This is a genomic window from Leptospira ognonensis, assembly GCF_004770745.1.
GTDB classification, from domain to species: Bacteria; Spirochaetota; Leptospiria; order Leptospirales; family Leptospiraceae; genus Leptospira_A; species Leptospira_A ognonensis.
Genome location: NZ_RQGD01000046.1, coordinates 369624 through 389101 on the forward strand (window position 1 = coordinate 369624; position 19478 = coordinate 389101).

The 19478-nt window shown below is 38.2% G+C and carries 17 protein-coding genes; 10 read left to right on the plus strand and 7 right to left on the minus strand.

Annotation, left to right across the window (positions count from 1 at the left end; all coding sequences use genetic code 11):
• Positions 1 to 38: 38 nt before the first annotated feature.
• Positions 39 to 311, minus strand: coding sequence for a hypothetical protein (locus EHQ58_RS17890; RefSeq protein ID WP_135625409.1), 273 nt, complete (start codon positions 309 to 311; stop codon positions 39 to 41).
• Between the two features lie 133 nt (positions 312 to 444).
• Between EHQ58_RS17890 and EHQ58_RS17895 the strand changes: the two genes are divergently transcribed.
• The 3 genes from EHQ58_RS17895 (at position 445) to creD (ending at position 3961) form a co-directional block, all read left to right on the plus strand.
• Entirely contained in the window at positions 445 to 1113 is a 669-nt protein-coding gene (locus tag EHQ58_RS17895; RefSeq protein WP_135625491.1) for a response regulator, read from the plus strand.
• Between the two features lie 34 nt (positions 1114 to 1147).
• A complete protein-coding gene (gene creC / locus EHQ58_RS17900) occupies positions 1148 to 2548 on the plus strand; it encodes a two-component system sensor histidine kinase CreC (RefSeq protein WP_135625410.1) in 1401 nt (466 codons plus the stop codon).
• 87 nt (positions 2549 to 2635) lie between these two features.
• Complete coding sequence (gene creD / locus EHQ58_RS17905; protein WP_135625411.1) at positions 2636 to 3961, plus strand: cell envelope integrity protein CreD; 1326 nt, start codon at positions 2636 to 2638, stop codon at positions 3959 to 3961.
• Between the two features lie 97 nt (positions 3962 to 4058).
• Here the strand turns inward: creD and EHQ58_RS17910 are convergent, their stop codons facing one another.
• Positions 4059 to 5786 (minus strand): acyl-CoA dehydrogenase family protein, encoded by a 1728-nt coding sequence (locus EHQ58_RS17910; RefSeq protein WP_135625412.1) that lies wholly within the window; start codon positions 5784 to 5786, stop codon positions 4059 to 4061.
• Between the two features lie 294 nt (positions 5787 to 6080).
• On the opposite strand from EHQ58_RS17910, the gene EHQ58_RS17915 reads away from it, so the two are divergent.
• Positions 6081 to 6887, plus strand: a complete 807-nt coding sequence (locus EHQ58_RS17915) for a dienelactone hydrolase family protein (RefSeq protein WP_135625413.1) — start codon at positions 6081 to 6083, stop codon at positions 6885 to 6887.
• Here the strand turns inward: EHQ58_RS17915 and EHQ58_RS17920 are convergent.
• The 5 genes from EHQ58_RS17920 to EHQ58_RS17940 form a co-directional block, all read right to left on the minus strand.
• The gene (locus EHQ58_RS17920) at positions 6836 to 9946 is read right to left on the minus strand and encodes an efflux RND transporter permease subunit (RefSeq protein ID WP_135625414.1); all 3111 of its coding nucleotides are present in this window, start codon (positions 9944 to 9946) and stop codon (positions 6836 to 6838) included. The genes EHQ58_RS17915 and EHQ58_RS17920 overlap by 52 nt on opposite strands.
• A gap of 2 nt (positions 9947 to 9948) precedes the next feature.
• Positions 9949 to 11097: an efflux RND transporter periplasmic adaptor subunit gene (locus EHQ58_RS17925; protein WP_135625415.1), complete on the minus strand. Its 1149-nt coding sequence runs from the start codon at positions 11095 to 11097 to the stop codon at positions 9949 to 9951.
• Positions 11094 to 12404, minus strand: coding sequence for a TolC family protein (locus tag EHQ58_RS17930; RefSeq protein ID WP_135625416.1), 1311 nt, complete (start codon positions 12402 to 12404; stop codon positions 11094 to 11096). The genes EHQ58_RS17925 and EHQ58_RS17930 overlap by 4 nt, the downstream gene beginning before the upstream one ends.
• A gap of 44 nt (positions 12405 to 12448) precedes the next feature.
• Positions 12449 to 12838, minus strand: a complete 390-nt coding sequence (locus EHQ58_RS17935; RefSeq protein ID WP_135625417.1) for a hypothetical protein — start codon at positions 12836 to 12838, stop codon at positions 12449 to 12451.
• A 62-nt stretch (positions 12839 to 12900) separates the two neighbouring features.
• Positions 12901 to 14493, minus strand: a complete 1593-nt coding sequence (locus EHQ58_RS17940; protein ID WP_167883685.1) for an LA_3751/LA_3752 family putative glycosyltransferase — start codon at positions 14491 to 14493, stop codon at positions 12901 to 12903.
• A gap of 41 nt (positions 14494 to 14534) precedes the next feature.
• Between EHQ58_RS17940 and EHQ58_RS17945 the strand changes: the two genes are divergently transcribed.
• The 6 genes from EHQ58_RS17945 to EHQ58_RS17970 all read left to right on the plus strand — a co-directional run bounded on the left by EHQ58_RS17945 (position 14535) and on the right by EHQ58_RS17970 (position 19434).
• The gene (locus EHQ58_RS17945; protein WP_135625419.1) at positions 14535 to 16490 is read left to right on the plus strand and encodes an acetoacetate--CoA ligase; all 1956 of its coding nucleotides are present in this window, start codon (positions 14535 to 14537) and stop codon (positions 16488 to 16490) included.
• A gap of 105 nt (positions 16491 to 16595) precedes the next feature.
• Positions 16596 to 17051, plus strand: coding sequence for a MarR family winged helix-turn-helix transcriptional regulator (locus tag EHQ58_RS17950; RefSeq protein ID WP_135625420.1), 456 nt, complete (start codon positions 16596 to 16598; stop codon positions 17049 to 17051).
• A 155-nt stretch (positions 17052 to 17206) separates the two neighbouring features.
• On the plus strand, positions 17207 to 18016 hold the full coding sequence (locus EHQ58_RS17955; protein WP_210412844.1) for a dienelactone hydrolase family protein: 810 nt from the start codon (positions 17207 to 17209) through the stop codon (positions 18014 to 18016).
• A complete protein-coding gene (locus EHQ58_RS17960; RefSeq protein WP_135625422.1) occupies positions 18013 to 18609 on the plus strand; it encodes a 2-hydroxychromene-2-carboxylate isomerase in 597 nt (198 codons plus the stop codon). Before EHQ58_RS17955 ends, EHQ58_RS17960 begins: the two co-directional genes overlap by 4 nt.
• 20 nt (positions 18610 to 18629) lie before the next feature.
• Entirely contained in the window at positions 18630 to 19049 is a 420-nt protein-coding gene (locus EHQ58_RS17965) for an acyl-CoA thioesterase (RefSeq protein ID WP_135625423.1), read from the plus strand.
• A 103-nt stretch (positions 19050 to 19152) separates the two neighbouring features.
• A complete protein-coding gene (locus tag EHQ58_RS17970; protein WP_135625424.1) occupies positions 19153 to 19434 on the plus strand; it encodes an antibiotic biosynthesis monooxygenase in 282 nt (93 codons plus the stop codon).
• Positions 19435 to 19478: the final 44 nt, after the last annotated feature.

A 19478-nucleotide genomic window follows, 5' to 3' on the forward strand; every position in this document is an offset into this window, starting at 1 on the left:
AACGCCATGGATGTTTAAATCCTTGGCGTTTTTTTTTATTATTTATTCGTTTTGATGTTTTTGTTTTGGTTCCCATTCGCATCATAACATTTAGGTCCTGTACAAGAGCCAGAATTGCCCGTCGTAAGCCCACAGTCTGAACCATTTACCTTTTTACAAACTTCGCCGGCCTTTTTTCGATCTGCATTGGAATCACCCTCAACGCAGACTTTGATTTCTGCATCGCGGAAGCCATAACATTTCGCACTGAGGGACGAGGTAGTAAATATCGTTGCAAATAAAAGTATCAAAGAGATGGTGAGTTTGTTCATGAAAGGATCCTTATCTTTATTTTGAGACAGAATTTCCTATAACGAAGATTCATTCTAGCAAAAAAATGAAACAGCCAAAAAATAAGTTCACTCTGTTCCTTTCAAATTTGCTTGTAAGGTGATCATGTCTTCTATCTTAAAAATTCTAATCATTGAGGATGAGCCTGGAATACTTTCTGCTCTCGAAATTTCATTGAGAGGCGAAGGTTTTGCTACTGTAAGTGCGATGACGGGCGAAGATGGACTTAAACATATGTCGGATGAAATACACTTAGTTTTACTTGACATTGGTTTACCTGATAAGAGTGGATTTGACGTTCTAAAAGAAATTCGTAAGAATTTTTCCGTCCCTGTACTTATGCTGACAGCAAGAGATTCTGAAATTGATAAAGTCTTGGGGCTGGAGTTAGGTGCTGATGATTATGTAGTCAAACCATTTAGTCCGAGAGAACTGGTGGCGAGAATCCGAGCCATCACCCGAAGAACGAATGCGATACCTTTATCCAAGAAACCGATTTTATTTATCCATCAGGAAAAAAAGTTAATCTACTTTAAGGAGAAGCTTATGGCTCTTTCTCCGTATGAATTCCGAACTCTTTCTCTATTTTTAAAATATCCAGGGCGAATTTTTACTCGGGAAGAAATTATGGACAGTGTTTGGACAGAACCAGAAGATAGTTTTGATCGTGCCGTAGATACCGTGATCAAGAATATTAGAAATCGTATGAAAGAAATTGACCCGAAAGCAGATCTCATCGAAACGAGAAGAGGGCAAGGTTATGGCATAAAGGAAAGTATATGAATCTTTGGATCCGCATCATTCTTAGTTTTTTTTTATCCTAGGACTTGGTTTTTACTATCTTATAGATAAAACGGAGGACTCTATTCGGCCACGTTATATGGAAACCGTTGAAGAGTCCTTAAATGATACAGCTCACATTCTCTCTGCGAGTATAGAAGAAAATTTGCCGGATGAAAAACCTACCACGAGTATCCTAAAAAAAATTGCTTCTTCCATCCTATCTCCGATTTTCAAAAATGCAAAGGCTCGCAATTTTGAAGCGAAAATTTATAGCCTGACGAAGACGGAAACCGACATACAAGCATATGTCACAGATCATAACGGACTAGTGATTTTCGATTCGGAGGGTTATAGGGAAGGGCTCGACTATTCTAAGTTCAATGATGTTTTATTAACTTTAAAAGGAAAGTACGGGGCCAGATCTAGCAAATTGCAAGATGCTTCCGGGGAAGGTGCTCTTTTTGTTGCAGCTCCGATTTCTTGGAATCAGCAAGTCATCGGTGTGATCACGGTTGTTAAACCAAAAATTAGCGTCGTTCCTTTCATTGAACTTGCTAAGGAAAAATTTTGGCGTATCACCTTGGTTGTTGGCTTCAGCATCGCCTTCGTGTTTAGTATCCTTGCTTATCTGATGTTTAGACCGATTGGCAAACTTTCTGTGTATGTCGCAGCATTGCGGAACAAATCACGAATTCCATTTCCGAAGATTGGATTAAAAGAACTGGAACTTTTAGGAAAAGAAATAGATAGTCTTGTATCTGCATTGGAGGGGAAGGAATATATAGAAAATTACGTGCAAACATTGACTCACGAAATTAAGAGTCCGTTGTCTTCCATAATCGCCTCTTCAGAATTATTGGAAACACATCCCGAGAACAGTAAAATACTATTGGAAAATATTTCAAAAGAAGGGAAACGTATCCAAAGAATCATAGAACAAATGTTATCTCTATCTTCACTTGAAGGTAAAAAATATTTGCTCAAAAGGGAAGAGGTTGATTTGAATGAAGTTTTAAAAGAGGTGATTTCCTCATTTGATTTAGAATTCCAAACAAAAGGAATCAAATACCAATTAGCCGGTCCCAAGGCTGTCATTCTTGCAGATCGAGAGTATCTTGGCATTGCCTTTCAAAATCTAATTCGAAATTCCATGGATTTCGCAAACTTTGGAGATCGCATTCAAATAAATATCTCAAAGCTCGATGATAGTATTGTTAAAGTGGATGTTTTAGACGAGGGCTCGACAATTCCCGAGTATGCACTTTCAAGAATTCAAGAGAGATTCTATTCCCTTCCCAGACCGCATACCCATCAGAAAAGCTCAGGGCTCGGACTTAGCATTGTTAAGCAAATTGCAGAACTCCACCATGCAGAGCTCCTAGTCCAAAATCGGGAAGGTAATGGAGTGCAAGCCTCGCTCATTTTCAGATCGTAACTTTTTACTCACGCTCACACAATCCTCACACTCTACACATAATTTACTCACTCACTTCGGCTAGAATGATTTCATGGAGAATTTAAAATGAGTAAATTTCAAACATCGATCAATATACGTCTGATGATTTTAGGAGGTATGATACTTGCATTTCTCATACCACTCTTAATGATTTCATCACTCATAGAAGAAAGAAGCATTTCAAGAAACGCGGCTGCGGATGAAATGGGAGACAAATGGGGGAAAAGTCAGATAATAGCTGGTCCCATTTTACAAATTCCATATAACATGCGTATACCAAAATCAGGTTCTGCGAATAGCAAGGATAAATGGGATTATGTTACCGAATATGCATATATCCTCCCAGAAGATATTTATTACGATGCAAATCTTAAAACCGAATTGCGAAAGAGAAGTATCTACGAAACGCCTCTATATGCAGGTCAAATTAAGATTTCTGGAAAATTTCGAGCTATCGATACTTCAGATTTTCCTTCTGAAACGACCTATATTTATTTTGAGGATGCAAAGGTATTTCTTTCTTTGTCCGATATGCAAGGATTAGGTGGAGAGATGAAATTTAACTGGGGAGGAAAAAATAAAAATCTCCTGCCAGGAACAAGAGCTAGCTATTTTCCGAACGGATTGCATGCGCTCGTTTCCTTGAATACGGATTCAGGAGAGACCAATTTTAATCTTGTGTTTGACCTAAAGGGTTCCTCAAGTCTCTATTTTAGTCCCATTGGAAAAAATAGTAAATTTACAATGACAGCAGATTGGAAGGATCCATCGTTTGCTGGAAATATTTTGCCAAAAGAACGTAGCATCACCGAGGAAGGATTTTCTGCAGTTTGGGAATCCTCTTACTTTGCACGAAGTTATCCTCAACATATAATGAACATGGATGAAAGCATGTCTCAATTGATTTTTTCATCTAGCTCAGGAGTTGACTTAGTGTTGGCAGTGGATTATTACCATAAGATTCAAAGAGCCACAAAATACGGCCTTTTGATTCTTGTTACTAGCTTTGCCATTTTCTTTCTAATGGAGATATTTGGAGGTGTCATCCTTCATCCCATTCAATACCTTCTCATAGGAAGTGCGATGATTCTTTTTTATATTTTGAATCTTTCTCTATCTGAGCATATTGGCTTTTTACCTGCCTATACAGTCGCATCGCTTGCAGTAACGGGGCTAATTGGTTATTATGCAGCCAGTGTATTAAAGAATCAGAAAAAAGGAATGATGACAAGTATCTACTATTTGATACTTTATACATTTCTATATATCATTCTTGCCTCAGAGGAACAGGCGTTACTCCTTGGTTCCTGTGCACTATTTGCTGCATTGGCAGCGATTATGCATTTCACGCGAAAAATAGATTGGTATCAATTTGGAAAGGAAACTCAATAGTTTTGTGTGAGTAACAATCGAGTCGCTTGTCTGACTTCTCAAATTGCCAAGCGACCGATTCGTATTAAAATTATGTAAAAAAATATGAAACGTAAGATTACTTAACCATCTCCTGCAATCGAATCAGATTTCCCGTGACTATCGCCAGTGAATCTACATGATATTCTTTACACCAAGCCTGACGAATTGATTTTTTCTCACCTTTCGCACGGTGAGCAGCTCTTTCCATCAAATAACCTTCGATGAGTCTTGCTGCCGATTCAACCACTTCAAATGCATACTTCTCTCTTACGGGAGTCTCGTTAAATTTTTTCCAAGTTTCTACAATCTCCTCAAAGGTTTCTCTTAGCTTTTTTAAAGTGGAAGGAGAAGAAAAATCTTTAGATAGATGTTCTAGATAAGCACGAAAAACGCCAGTCTGGGACATTCCCGAAGTGATGCCGCCAATGGCTGCGTTGACTTGGATTTGGGTGGTTCCATCGTAAATGTTTGTGATCCGTGCATCACGATAGAGCCTTGCAAGATCATATTCTTCTGTATATCCAGCGCCACCAAATACCTGCAATGCGTCATATACTAAATCATTACATGTTTCAGAATTAAAATATTTGGATATAGGTGTTAATGTGTTTGCTACTTTTTCCCAAAATTTAGCCTCTTTTGCTTCATTCGAAGCAGGATCTAAATTTTTTAGATCTTCAAACCAATAGTATTTGTCCACAGAATAAGCTGCTTCCACCATAAGGCATCGCATCGCTGCAATTTCACGTTCCATACGATCCAATAATCTTTTAACAGCAGGAATTGTAATGATGGGTTTTCCAAATTGTATACGTTCCATAGCATATTTTTTAGCTTCTTCGTAGGCAGCTGTGGCAATGCCCGTTCCTTGGGAGGAAACACTTAATCTTGCACCATTTAACATCCCCATTACATACTTAACAAGACCAAAGCCTTCTTTTCCTACAAGATGAGCCTTGCTATTTTCATAGACCACTTCACAAGTCGCCGATGCCTTGATGCCCAATTTTTTTTCAATACCTTGGATGGAGTAATCCTTGTTTTCAACGATGTAAAAAGAGAGACCTCGTGCCCCACTCTCTGGCGATCCATTACGAGCGAGTGTTAGTGTGAGGCCTGGTTCTCCATTTAGACCGCAAGCCATAGTTTGGTATCTTTTTGTTCCCGTGATGAACCATTCCTCGCCTTTTTTTACCGCTTTCGTGGCAACATTTGGTAAATCTGATCCAAAGTCTGGTTCCGAAAGGCCCATAGTAACGCTGTAATGATTGGAGATGATTTTTGGAATCCATTCATTTTTCATTTCATCTGTTGCACATCTTTCCAAAATACTCGCAAGACCCATACTACCAACCGCTATCGTAATCGAACTGTCTGATCTATACATTAGTTCGGCGATCATGGCTTTAATGATATTTGGAACTCCTAAGCCACCATACTTTCGTTTGAAACCAGAAGGACCTAGACCTGCTTCCTGGTATTTATGGATCACATCAACCATTGCCTGTGGATGTTTTACGACGCCATTTTCATACGAAAGTCCCTCCCAATCAACTTCTTGAGCAACTTGAGAAACATACATGCCAGATATTTCACCGCAGGAATTTAGAATTTCTTCATAGAATGCGATTGCCTCCTCAACGCTTGAGGGTGCCATTTCTAATCGCGGATTCTTAGTTTCTGTATAAAGTTTCGCATCTTCAAAATTGTTCTCGTATATGTTCACAATTTCATTCCAATCAATAAGAGATTGGAAGTGTTCTTTTAAATCTTCATTCGTTTGATAATAATTGCTTTGGATCATACTCGCCTCTAGGTTCTAGCTGAATATGATTTGCGGGATTGATTTGTGCGACAAAAATTTGAGATGTATCAAAAAATAATATTCAGAAATTGATTAAAAGTAGACCGAACGGTATACTAATTTTATTGTCTTTAAAACTTCCAGGAGCTTTTAGACATGGGAAATGTTTCAAAAGAATTTAAATTATTCATAGTTCCAGATAAAAAAACAGGAGCTTGAAAGCAAAAATACGGATTCAAAAGATTGACAAAGGAAAGGAAACGGATGCATCCTTTCATCGAAGAAAGGAGAATTATGAAAAAATATTTTTTACTAGTCGTCGCTCTTGTCGTGATGAATTGTTCAAGCACGCCAAGCGTCGAGATGCCTGTCAAAAAGACAATCGAAGGTAAGTCTGTCGAATATAAATTGGATGGAAAAACTTACGAGGGTTATTTGGCAGTTGACAACTCAGTATCAGGGAAAAGACCTGGAGTACTCGTTATCCATGAATGGTGGGGTTTAAACGATTATCCAAAACAAAGAGCCAAACAGCTTGCTGATTTGGGTTATGTTGCTTTCGCCATGGACGTTTATGGAAAAGGGATCGTAGCTGCAGATCACAACGAAGCGGGAAAATTGTCAGGTGCCAACGGTGATTCAAAAGTTCTTTTAAAGAAAATCAATGAGGCCCTAAAGATTTTGAAGGCTGATCCAAATGTAGACCCAACAAAAATTGCAGCCATCGGTTATTGTTTTGGCGGTATGGGTGTGATCGAAATTGCACTTGATGGCCAAGATTTAAAAGGCGGAATCGTATCCTTTCATGGCATGCTCGGAAGCAAAAATTTAGCATCTGGCGCGAAGAAGGTGAAAACTAAAATGCTCATCCATCATGGGGCAGATGATCCATTCATTCCAAAAGAAGCAGTCGCTACTTTCATTAAAACTTTGGAAGATGCGAAAGCTCCACTAACGTTTGTTTCTCATCCTGGAGCCGTTCACGGTTTTACAAGACCAGGTTCAGAGAAACACGGATTGCCTGGTCTAGCTTATAACAAACAAGCAGACTATTCTTCTTTTGAAAGTATGAAAGCCTTCCTTGCTGCGAATTTCAAATAAACAATAGGTAAAATAAAAAGGGTTAATATACTCGCAGTGATTAACCCGCCGATCACAACAGTGGCCAGAGGTCTTTGTACCTCGGCTCCCGGTGTCGTACTAATTGCCATGGGAATAAAGCCAATCGAGGCAAGTAGGGCAGTTGTTAAAACAGGACGTAGTCTCAAGACTGCTGCCTCTTTAACAGCTTTTAGGGTGTCGATTCCTTTTTCTTCGAGTTCTCTTATAAAGGTAATGAGTACCAGTCCATTTAACACAGCTACACCGAACAGTGCTATAAACCCAACTCCCGCCGATATGCTAAATGGCATTTGGCGCAAAAAGAGTGCATAGATTCCGCCCGTAATGGCAAGGGGCACATTCAAAAAAATAATGAGAGCAGGGGTCCAGTCTCCGAAGGCTAAAAACAAAATTAAGAGTATCGCCATGAGAGTGACGGGAACTACGATCATCAGTGTTTCTGACGCTGATTCAAATTTTTGAAACTCACCTCCAATCACATAATGGTAGCCTTGTGGAAAGATCAGAGCTTCTTGGATTTTTTGTCTGACTCTCTTGACGGTGTTTACCATATCACTACCGCGAATATTAAACTGAACTAGCGCTAAACGACTTTGATTTTCATGATTGATTTGAACGGGACCATCCTCAATATTAATGTCTGTTAACTCGTGTAAAGGGCTATATATTTTATTTCCAACTTCAATCGGCAAGTTTCGTATATTATCTGGATTTGATCCTGTATCCGTTTTTATGACAATGTCAAATCTCCTCATGCCTTCGTAAAGGATTCCGACTGGATATCCCGATGAGATTGATTGTACAAGTTGATTGATATTTGTAACTGATTGTCCATAACGTGCAAGCTTCTCTCGGATCGGATTGATCCTGAGGTATTCAAGACCAGAGAGCTGTTCAATTCGCAAATCTACTACGCCTTTCTCCGATTTTATCGTTTCGGAAATTTTCTCCGCTAAGTACTTTAATGTTTTTAAATCTTCGCCAAATATTTTAATTCCGACATCTGAACGGATGCCTGCCATGATTTCATTATTTCTCATTTCAATTGGCTGAGAGATCCCGAAGGAAATATCCGGCACATGTGTCTGTACAGTCTCAGCAATTTTATTTTCTAATTCTTCTTTTGATAGAGACCATTCCTTGCGAGGGCGGAGGTTAAGATACACATCAGACTTATCGAGACCCATCGGTTCATTGGCAAGCTCCGGTGAACCACTTCGAGATACGACACCTGTTACTTCTGGTATAACTTTTAAGAGGATTTTTTCTATTTTTGAAGTGGTATCGATAGAATATTGCAACGAGGCCGAGGGAAGTCGTGTCACTTCTAAGAGAATATTTCCTTCATCAAGGGTTGGCAAAAATTCACCACCCATAAAATAAAAAAGTAAAATTGAACTAACAAATGTAGCGCCTGTTATATATATAAATTCATTTCCTTTGGTGATCGCATAATTTAATTTTGGAGTATACCAAGCGTGTATTCTTTTAAAAATGTAAGTTTCTTCTTCCTCATGATGATTGGGACTTAAAAAATAGGAAGCCAAAACGGGAATGATTGTGAGGGTAAGAAAAAAAGCTCCTAGTAATGCAAAAAGTACAGTAAGAGCCATAGGTATAAACATTTTACCTTCTGTCCCACTGAGTGCCAGTATCGGAATGTAAACGATACCTATGATGAGTTCGCCATATATCGTAGCCTTTCTTACTTCAATGGTAGCTGTCAGTATGGTATCTCTTTTTTCCAAATCAGTTAAGTTTCTTTTCAATTCCTTTCTTCTGTCTAGAAGACGCCTATGAGAGTTTTCGATCAATATTACGGCTCCATCTACTATCAATCCGAAATCGATCGCACCCATCGACATAAGATTTGCTGGCAATTCGCGGATATGCATCATCGATAAAGCAAATAACATCGCTAAAGGGATCATGCTTGCAATGACTAGTCCTGATCTTAAATCGCCTATCATAATGAAAAGTATGATGATTACTAGGAGAGCTCCCTCTGATAGATTCCATATTACCGTCTGAATCGTATTTTTCACCATAATGGAGCGATCATAATAAGGAACAATTTTCATACCAGCAGGTAAAGTTTTCTCAATAGAAAGTATTTTTTCTTTAACAGCCTTTGTAACCTCAAGTGAATTTCCACCGAGTAACATGAGCGTTACGGCTCCTACAACTTCTCCATTCCCATTTGCGGTTGCTGCTCCTTTTCTTAATCGATAACCTTCTAGTACTTTGGCGACAGAATTTAAATAGATAGGAAATCCATCTGCTGTTCTACCAATTTGAATTTTTTGGAAATCGGCGATATTTTTCAAAAGGCCATCACTACTTATGATTAGCTGCTCCTGATTTTTTTCGATATAACCGCTACCTGTCGCTCCATTATTTTTCACAATGGCTTCTGCAATCTGATTTAAAGAAACACCAAGGGAAACCATCGCTTGAGGATTGATGATAACCTGGTATTGTTTCGTTTTTCCACCGAAGCTATTCACTTCTACGATTCCTGGAACGGTTTTTAATATAGGATTGATAAACCAGTTGAGAAAGGTTGTTTTCTCGATGTCACTGTGAAGTTTACTCTCTAAGGTGAATTGAAATACTTCGCCGAGACCAGTCGTAATTGGTGCGATTTGAGGTGTCCCAAAAACAGTCGGAATATTCCCAGATGCTTCTTGTAACTTTTCACTTACCAATTGCCTGGCATTCAATAGGTTGGTTCCATCAGCAAAGACAGCGGTGACTAGCGAAAAACCATATCTTGATACAGACCTGACTTCAATTAAATGTGGTATTCCTGATAAGGCTCGTTCAACAGGATAGGTGATATATTGCTCTATTTCCAAAGTTGAGAGTGAAGGTGAAGAAGTAATCACTTGAACTTGAACGTTTGTTATATCAGGGACGGCATCTATTTTTATTTTCCTCGCACTATTGATTCCAAAAAGAACCATAAACAAGGTGAAAATTAAGATAATAGGTCGATTGTTTAAAGACCATTTGACAATATATGTGAGAAATTCCATATCTATTCTTCTCCAAACGTTGATTTGAATAAGATAGCTTTTAATTCGAAGGCACCAGAGGTAACAATCTCGTCTCCCGAAATTAATCCAGATTTGATTTCTGTCTCTGAATCTATTTCTGATCCCGTGACAACTTCCTTCCAATAAAATTGATTCAGACCAGTTTTTATAAATACGTACTTTCTGTCGTTAATGACCTGTATGGCGACAGTAGGAATTTTAATTCCTTCTTTTGGCTCGATTTCAATGTATGCTCTTCCAAAGAGTCCAATCTTTCCCTTTTTATCTACATTTTTGAAAACGATGCGAGCATGAATGGTTCTTGAGATTGGATCGACTCTTTCACCGATATGATTCAATTTACCTGAAAAAATTAAATCCGGGTATGCATTCAAAATCACCTTAGCGGCATTGCCTTCCTTGAGATAATGTAGATCTCCTTCAAATATTTTGCCTTGGAACCAAAGATCAGTTAGATCAGCAATTGTCGTTAGTGTCTGGTTGCCTAAGATTTGAGATCCCATTATGGCATTTCTAGAGATTGCTAAACCTGAGCGAGGTGCGGTGACATGATAAATTCCAGAAACAGAATCCGTGATTCCGAGTCCATTCACACGTAAATTTTCCTCCGCTGATATCTTTTCTGCTCTAATGACATTTAAATTTGATTCTGCATCTACTAGTTCCTGTTTTGCGGCTAAATTCATTTTCACTAAAGATTTGATTCTCTCGTAATTTTGTTCCGAAGCAGAGTATTTAGTTTTTGCTGTCATATAATTTGACCTGAGTTTTGTAAGCTCGGGTGAGTCTATAATCGCGAGGCGTTGGCCTTTTTTAATACGGTCACCTTCAATAAAGTTAACAGACGTCAAACGTCCAGAAACTCTTGCAGGAACGTCAATGATAGCATCTGGAACTGCTTCAGTTTCTCCCAATAATTCAACCCGAGGACTGAAGTTACTTGTTTCTGCAATGACAGTTTGAATCTGTAAATTCTTTGCTTTCGTTTCTTCGAGTATGAGTAAATTCGGGTCGTGATTGTCTTTTTTGTCCGAGTTGTTAAAAGATGTATCAAAAAAAGTTCGGTACATCCAGAAAATAGCAAAACAAAAAGTAAGGATGGAAATGGTTAAAAATAGTTTAGATTTCATTTTTGTTCTCTAATAGTTAATTTGTCGATGGACATTCCAAGTGCACGGATGAGTTCGATTTGAGAGAGATCGAAATCATTCTTAGTTTGAATGTAATTGAGTTTAGTTTGGACTAAGATTCTTTGGTTGTTGATCGCATCTATGACACGAATTTTACCCAATCGAAGTGCCTCAGATAAATTTTCTAAATCAGAGTTTGACCGATCCATTTTATCTGGATCATAAAAACTTAACTCATCCTTAAAAGTTATGAAATTGGATAGAGCATTGATGACTTCTTGTTTTACTGCTCGACTTGTCAGTTCCTTACTTTCGTTTGCCTGGTCTCCCTTTGACTTAGCAACGATGCTCTCTCCTTCGAAATCTCTCCAAATTGTGAGAGGAAGACTCACCTGACCACCAACAACTCGTTCATTGAATCCATCATTTTGAACAAACGCTCCAAAACTTAGATTTGGAATTTTTTGCAACCTAACTTCCTCGTATCGGAGAAGTGCGATTTTTATTTCCCTTTCCGTTAGATTTATTTCGGGACGATTTTCTAGGGCAAGGAGAAGCAACTGGTCCAAGTTTGACGGAATCTGAATGATTATTTCAATTTTGGGATTCCAATCCCAATTGGTATCCATCGGTAAGGACAATTGCACATAAACCTCACCTTTTATTTGTTCCAGCCTTCGATGCGCATTTTTCCAAATTTTCGCCATCCTGAGCTCCTCAGCTTCTGCCAAACTCTCATCCATTCCCGGCGCAATGCCTTCTTTTACCCTCGCCTTTGAAAGCATTGTCAGGTTTTGGGACAGTTTGTACAAATTGAAAGACACTTCAGCTTCTCGCTTTGAGTTTAAAAAACGAGTGATATTTGCGATACTCTGGAAATATAAGTTGCGTCTAACAGTCTCTAATCGCAATACCTGTGTTCGAAATTCTTCATCTGCGATTTGTATGGACTTCTCTCTTTTTCCGCCAACAAAAATCTCCTGAGTCACCATCAATTGAAAGTTATTGGCTTGGGCTGGTGAAGACGATAACACATTTGGAGGACCAGACGCATTTCTATTTGAGAGATAAGTCGAGACATTGGGATTAGCGGGGAAAAAATAATTCGCAATCTTTTTTCTACCTTGTATCTCATAAAGTTTCATAGACTCCATTTTGAAGCTAGGATGATTCTCAATCACACACGTCGTCACTTTCTCGATATCCCATGGCGACCGACAATATGATTTTGAAATCTCTTGTCCGTATATTGGATAAATGCCCATGCATAATAAATAAAATAATAAAAATGTAATACGTAAGTACAATATCGCTCTCCTTAACAAAATCGTGTAAGACACGTAGTGAAGAATTAAGTGGTGATATGGCGAGGGGGGCGAAAGTATCCTTTTTCGGTTTCTAAATTTCTAAATTCAGGCGGAGGAATTAGAATATAAACGCGATTTAATTGGACATATACATGATATAAATTTAAATCCCATGAAACCGAGAGCAACAAATTACAAGGACAGGACAAACATACATGGTCTGTATGTTCGCCATCCTCTCCAAGTTCATGATCAACATTTAACCCATTAGCATGGTCTAAAAATGCGTAAGGACAACCGCTTTCCGGTGCACCTAACACACCACAATTCGCTTCGTTATCCACAATTTTTTGGTATCCAAAATTGAGACAAAAAGTGATGATAAAGAGGGATTTCAAAAAATCTTTCGCATTGAAATTTGTAAAATGTTCCATCGATTTTTGAATCTCTACTACTAATGTAAGACGAAATATTCTTTTGTATATAGCAAAATAAATTATTTGGAAAATTGGTGAAAATTCAATTTTTTACCAGAGATCTGCGTTTCCTTAGGATACTTTTTTCTAAGAACAGACAACAAGGATTCGTAATGCGACTCTGCAGGAAATAAGCCGACTTTTATGCCTTCCTTCACTCCCGGCGTTGGTTTGATACGACTAAGAAGGATTTTGTCATCGCTTGCGATTTTTGAATGATTTTTATTTAAGAATTGTTCCAATTGTTCTGCAGTTTTTGGTAAAATGAGAATAGTATCATAAAAATGCGTGCCTGAATAAAGACCTATCGTTTCCGCACCTAATACGTGCAGATTCGCAGTTTGACTCGTCAAATCTTCCTGAAAGAGTCTTATTTCTTTTGTAGCGACCTGCTGAAATTTTAAACCCAATCCAAGAATGAGGAACGAATAACAGAACAGGAGTAACAGGGAATACTTTTTTAGTTTACTTTCTTTTGTTTTCCAAAAATCGTAAAAAGTGTTAAATAGTAAGAGAGAAGGAAGAATCGCGAGATTCATGTACCTAGCGCCCCAGTTTGTAACACCATCATTCGGTGCAATGAATGCAGTGATTGGAATAAATACTAACAACGTATAAAGTAGAACTAAATCTTTTTTGTTTTCTATATTTTTCTTTTGATAAAAAAGATAGATCATTGCAAGTAAAAATATGGGCGTAAAGCCGAAAAAGCCAATTTTGAAGTAAGTTAAAAAGATCAAGTTACGCATTTGGATAAGACGATCAAAGACATGAAAGTTTAGTAACGTACTTTGATTACTAAGGAAGCGTGCTCCTAGGATATGGTCATATAAAAATAAATTTTGTAGGCAAAATAAAAGAACAGGTAAGAAAGTTCCAAACAAAGTAGACCATTCATTTTGTAAGAATTTGAAAATATGAAAGCGGTAAACAAGGATCAACTGAAAGAGATAAAAAAAAGCGATAAAGAGAATTGTTTCTAGACGAAGAAAGATTCCTAACGCAAGAAAAAACGCAGCTAAAAATCTATTTTTTCGATTATCGCTTAGGTAATAAAAATATAAGCCTAAACCTTGTAAGGCTAAAAGCATAGAATTCTCAGAATATTCTAACCCTTGATAAACTAGTGGAGTACCGAAACAGGCTAGAATTAAAGTTGGAATGGAAATGCGACTTGATTTAGCCAGGAAAAATAGAGTAAAGATACTAAAAAAGAGGCAAACATAGGGAAGGTGGCTAGATCGAAAAAAAGTTAACAAACCAGCGTTAAATCCGGCAAAATTGACAGAAAAAGGTGATAAAGTTTTCCCTTTTGCATGGATGATGAAAGTAGGAAGTGGATGCAGTTCATTTGTAGGATCATAAGTTTTTGCAAGGTAGACAAGTTCTTCTGACTCAAAGTGATTTTTTTGAATCGAGATTGCCTGGACAAGTTTTACTAAGCTATCAATCGCATAGGTGCTTTCGGGTTTGATATTATGCAAATGCCAAAGGAAAAAGAATCCTACCCCTACAATTAATAGAATTTTTTTCTTAAAAGTACTCATTGCTTCCAACATGATTCCAGTAATCATAGGAAATATGAGAACGTAAACATAAAAACTAAAATCCAATCGTACTTGCCTAACAGAAATAGAACTTTGAAAATGTCTCTATGACTAGCTCTCTTCCATTATGGAAACCTTTAGTACAGAATACTTCGCTTTCCATTTTTCAAAAGAGGATCGAATCTAAGTATAGCCGAAAGTTTTCGTCCTACTCTGAATTCCATACATGGTCAGTCACCCATTTGAACGAATTTTGGAATGAATGGGCAGACCACTCCTCCTTTCAATTTATAAATCGTGGAGCGTTGGCTATCAAAGAATCGGATATTTTTTGGGAAACAGAATGGTTCCCTAGTTCCGAATTAAATTTTGCTCAGAACTTACTAGAAAAGGGGAATTCTGAGGATCTCGCGATTCTGTTTCTTAGGGAAGATGGCTTAAAATTTAAATTAACCTATTCAGAATTAAAAGAGCACGTAGCAAAATTATCCGCCTATTTAAGGTCAGTCGGGATTGGAAAAGGAGATTGCGTTTGTGGTCTAGTGCCAAATGCTCCGATCGCTACCATAGGAATGCTTGCCGCTACTTCCCTAGGAGCAATCTGGTCGAGCGCCTCACCAGATTTTGGTGTCAAAGCGATTCTAGATCGCTTCGAGCAAATCTCACCCAAAGTTTTGATATCTGTTGACTGTTATTTATTTAAAGGAAAAAAGATTTCGATACTGGACAAATTATCTGAAGTAACAAAAAGACTGGCCATTGTAAACTCAGATTTTAAAGCGACTGTGATTGATTCCTTTTTAGGAGATACCTTTCCGTTAGACGGGATTTATTTGCCGGTACGCTATTCTGAGTTACCAGAATCGAAAATTCATATTATTTACTCTCCCATTGCTTTTTCCGACCCAGTTTACATAATGTTCTCTTCTGGAACTACCGGATTGCCTAAATGCATCGTACAAGGAGCAGGTGTTCTCTTAAATCATACAAAAGAATTATCGCTACATTGTAATTTAAAAGAACGCGAGAAAATATTTTATTATACTACTTGCGGTTGGATGATGTGGAACTGGACTCAAAGTGCGCTCGCACTTGGAGCTACCATATGTCAGTTTGATGGAAATCCTTTTTTTCCAGATTGGAAAGTACTTTGGAAATGGATGGAGGAGGATGAGATTCCTATTTTCGGAACGAGTGCCAAATACCTATCTGTCTTAGAATCTGAAAAAGCAAAACCTGCAGCTCATTTTGGTTTGGAAAAACTCAGAGTCATGCTTTCGACGGGGAGTCCGCTTTTTCCTTCTGGCTTTCATTACGTATATGATAACGTTAAAAAAGATGTGCAACTTTCATCTATTTCCGGCGGAACTGATTTGAACGGCTGTTTTGCGCTAGGAAATCCGAATTTGCCAATCTATCCGGGAGAGTTGCAATGTTTGGGATTGGGTATGGATGTAAAGGTGTTTAATGAAGAGGGGAGATCCATAAAACAAGAGAAAGGTGAACTTGTTTGCGAACGTCCGTTTCCGAGTATGCCACTTTTCTTTTGGAATGATCCTGATCGTAGTAAATACCGCTCCGCTTATTTCGATCGTTTTCCCAATATCTGGTGCCATGGAGACTTCGCGGAAATCACGGAGAACGAAGGGATTGTCATTTACGGCCGCTCCGACGCGACTTTAAATCCAGGCGGCGTCCGAATCGGTACAGCAGATATTTATTCGGTTTTGGAAACAATCCCTCAAGTGGCAGATTCAGTGATCATCGGACAAGATTGGAAGGATGATGTAAGAGTGGTTCTTTTTGTGAAAATGAAAGAAGGGGAGTCTTTGACAGAAAATCTAAAACTACAAATTAAAAATAAAATTAAAGACCACACTTCTCCCCGTCATGTTCCGGCAATCCTACTAGAAGTTCCTGAAATTCCATATACAGTGAATGGTAAGAAAGTGGAGGTAGCCGTAAAACAAACCATACAAGGATTAGAGGTTAAAAACAAAAATACATTAACCAATCCAAACTCCTTGGACGTATTTAAGAATTTTTCAGAATTAAAAGAATAGCATTTCGATAGCTGCCGTATAGCATGAATATCATTTTTAACCAGAATGGCATTATTGATGATTGACAGATATAGTGCATATACACTAAGTAGTTAAAGAAAGTTTATGGAATATAAAAAGAACGACATAAAAAAAATTGGGCTTTCTTGCTTAAATCTAAGCTTAAGACGAACTGGTCGTTTAGTTACAAATTATTACGATCTCATGTTGAAAGACTCAGGCTTACGAATCACACAGTTTACTGTGTTATTGAGCATTGCTTATACAAAAGACATAAGTATAACAGAACTTGCAAAGATGACAGATATTGATCGAACCACCTTACAAAGAAGCTTAAAAATATTGGAACGTGAAAAGCTCATCAAAATGGAAAAGAAAGAAATTGGAAATGTAAAAGGACTCTCGCTTACGAATAAAGGTGAGACGAAATTAACAACAGGCATTCAACTCTGGAAGATTGCGCAAGATAGTATGAAAAAGAGTTTAGGTATCGTTGAATTTGAAAAAACCTTAAAGATGTTGGTGGAAGTAAGGAAGGTCGCTCTACTTCAGAAAGTTTAAGCTGATGATTTCATTTGCAAGATTTTTCTAAAAATAAGATAGTGTATATGCACTAAGAAAGGGGACAAAAATGGATGTTATTTTAGACGGAGCAAGGACTCCATTTGGAAAATTTGGTGGTGGTCAAGGGATTGCGATCGTAATCGAGAATGCGAATGGAATTTAGCGTGCCTATCGAACTTTTTGACTTCCAATCCCGCGAGGTGACTATCGGTGGGATCACGAAAGTGGTTTATTTTTCGGGAGTCGGCCCGGCCGTGATTGTGATGCCTGAAATGCCAGGTATAAGCCCAGATCTCATACGCTTTGCTAGGTGGGTCCGCGAGGCAGGCTTCACTGTATTCCTACCCTCTCTTTTTGGTAAAGACGGCGCCATTCCCCAGGTCAGAGAAGGGATCGTGATTTTCAAAAGAGCCTGTGTAAGTTTCGAGTTTCGAACTTTGGCATCGAATGGATCTAGTCCTATCGTTGATTGGTTAAGGGGACTAGCCAAGCAAGCTCATGTCGAAGTAGGTGGCAAGGGTGTTGGTGCCATTGGTATGTGTTTTACGGGAAATTTTGCCTTAACCATGATGTTGGAACCATCAATGTTAGCAGCTGTTTTATGTCAGCCATCACTGCCGTTGGATGATCCTGCTGGCATCAATATGAGTCCAGAAGAGTTGACTGAAGTCAAAAAAAGATTGAGACAAGAAAATTTAGAAATTCTCGCGTATCGATTTTCCGGAGATGTTCATTGTCGTGAGGAACGATTTTGCGCTTATAAAAAAGAATTAGGAGATCTCTTTGTCGATCGGGTGTTACCTGATAATGCAGCAAATTCCAAACCTCCGCCCTTTTTTGATAAAGTGATCGCCAGTCCCCACAGCGTTGTAACTGCTCATTTAATTGATGAGGTCGGCCAGCCTACTTTGAAAGCTAGAGATGAAATTATAAGTTTTTTGAAAATGAGGTTGAAAGATTGAAGGAAAAGATTGAGTTCTGGTTTGATTTTGGAAGTACCTATTCTTATCCGGCAGTGATGCGAATACCAATGCTCGCTCGGAGACATGAAATTGAATTTGTTTACAAGCCATTTCTTTTAGGTTCAATTTTCAAAAAGCAAGGTTGGAATACCTCTCCGTTTCTATTAAACCTTTCAAAAGGAAAATATATGTGGCGTGATCTCGAAAGAATTTGTGCGGAGGAAGAAATTTCATTTAACAAACCTTCTGCGTTTCCAAGAAATGGGCTTCTCGCATCCCGTATCGTTTGCTCCTTTGAAAATGAGAACTGGATTGATCCATTCATCAGATCTGTATTCCGAGAGAACTTTGCAAATGACCAAGATATTTCATCCTCTCTAGTGATAGCACAAATCCTTCGGGAACTAAATCTTCAACCCGACGAAATCTTTTTAAAAGCAGAGTTGCTGGAAACTAAGGAGAAACTGAAACTTCAAACAGAAAGAGCCTTTGATTGTGGCATATTCGGTGCTCCTACCTTTCGAATCGGTAATGAGTTATTTTGGGGAAATGATCGATTAGAATCGGCAATAAAATGGTCCAATAAAGTTTAAATGAAGAGGCAATACATTTAATGACTACCGCATTTATCGTTCACAAAAAAGTCAGATTTCAACATTGCGATCCAGGAGGGATTGTTTTTACGCCCCAATATTTCAACTTATTTGTGGAGGTTGTGGAAGATTGGTTTGATATATCACTTAATTATAGTTTTGCGAAAATGGTTGTGACTAGCCAGTTTGGAATACCAGCCATGCGTATCGAAGCCAGGTTTCACAACCCGTCTTATCTTGAAGATAATTTAGAAATGAAGCTAGTGGTGAAGAGGTTGACTGAGTCAACGGCACTGGTTGAAATTGTTTCGAGTTGTGCAGGTGAGAAACGTTGTTCGATGGAGTTGCTCTACGGTTATGCAAGTCTAGCAGAAAAACGGCTAACCCATTGGCCTACGGATGTTTATGAGCGGATGCAAGGTTATTTAAGTGTTTCATAAAATGCCTACTAATGACTTAGCTGGTGTTTTGACCAAAGGTTTGGTTTCGCTAAACATATACTTGCGTACTTTCGTATACGATGATGAAAACAGTAGGTATTAGATGAAATTTGTACTTGTCATTCATGAGGTAGAGGATTTTGCGAGATGGAAAATATTCTTTGATCTAGCCGAGAATCTTAGAAAAAAAGCAGGGGAGAAAACGTACCAAATCTTAAAATTTGAAAAGCAAGAAACAAAAGTCGTCCATTTTTCACAGTGGAGCAGTTTCGATGCAGCAAGGAATTTTTTTGAATCAGCTGAGGTCATTCAAATCAGAAAAGAGGCGGGGGTCAAAACGCCCGAATTTTTTTATCTTGAATCATTAGAAGAGGGGATTTTATAATTCTTGTTAACCTTCAATTAGTTTCAATGGAATCATTAGATTAT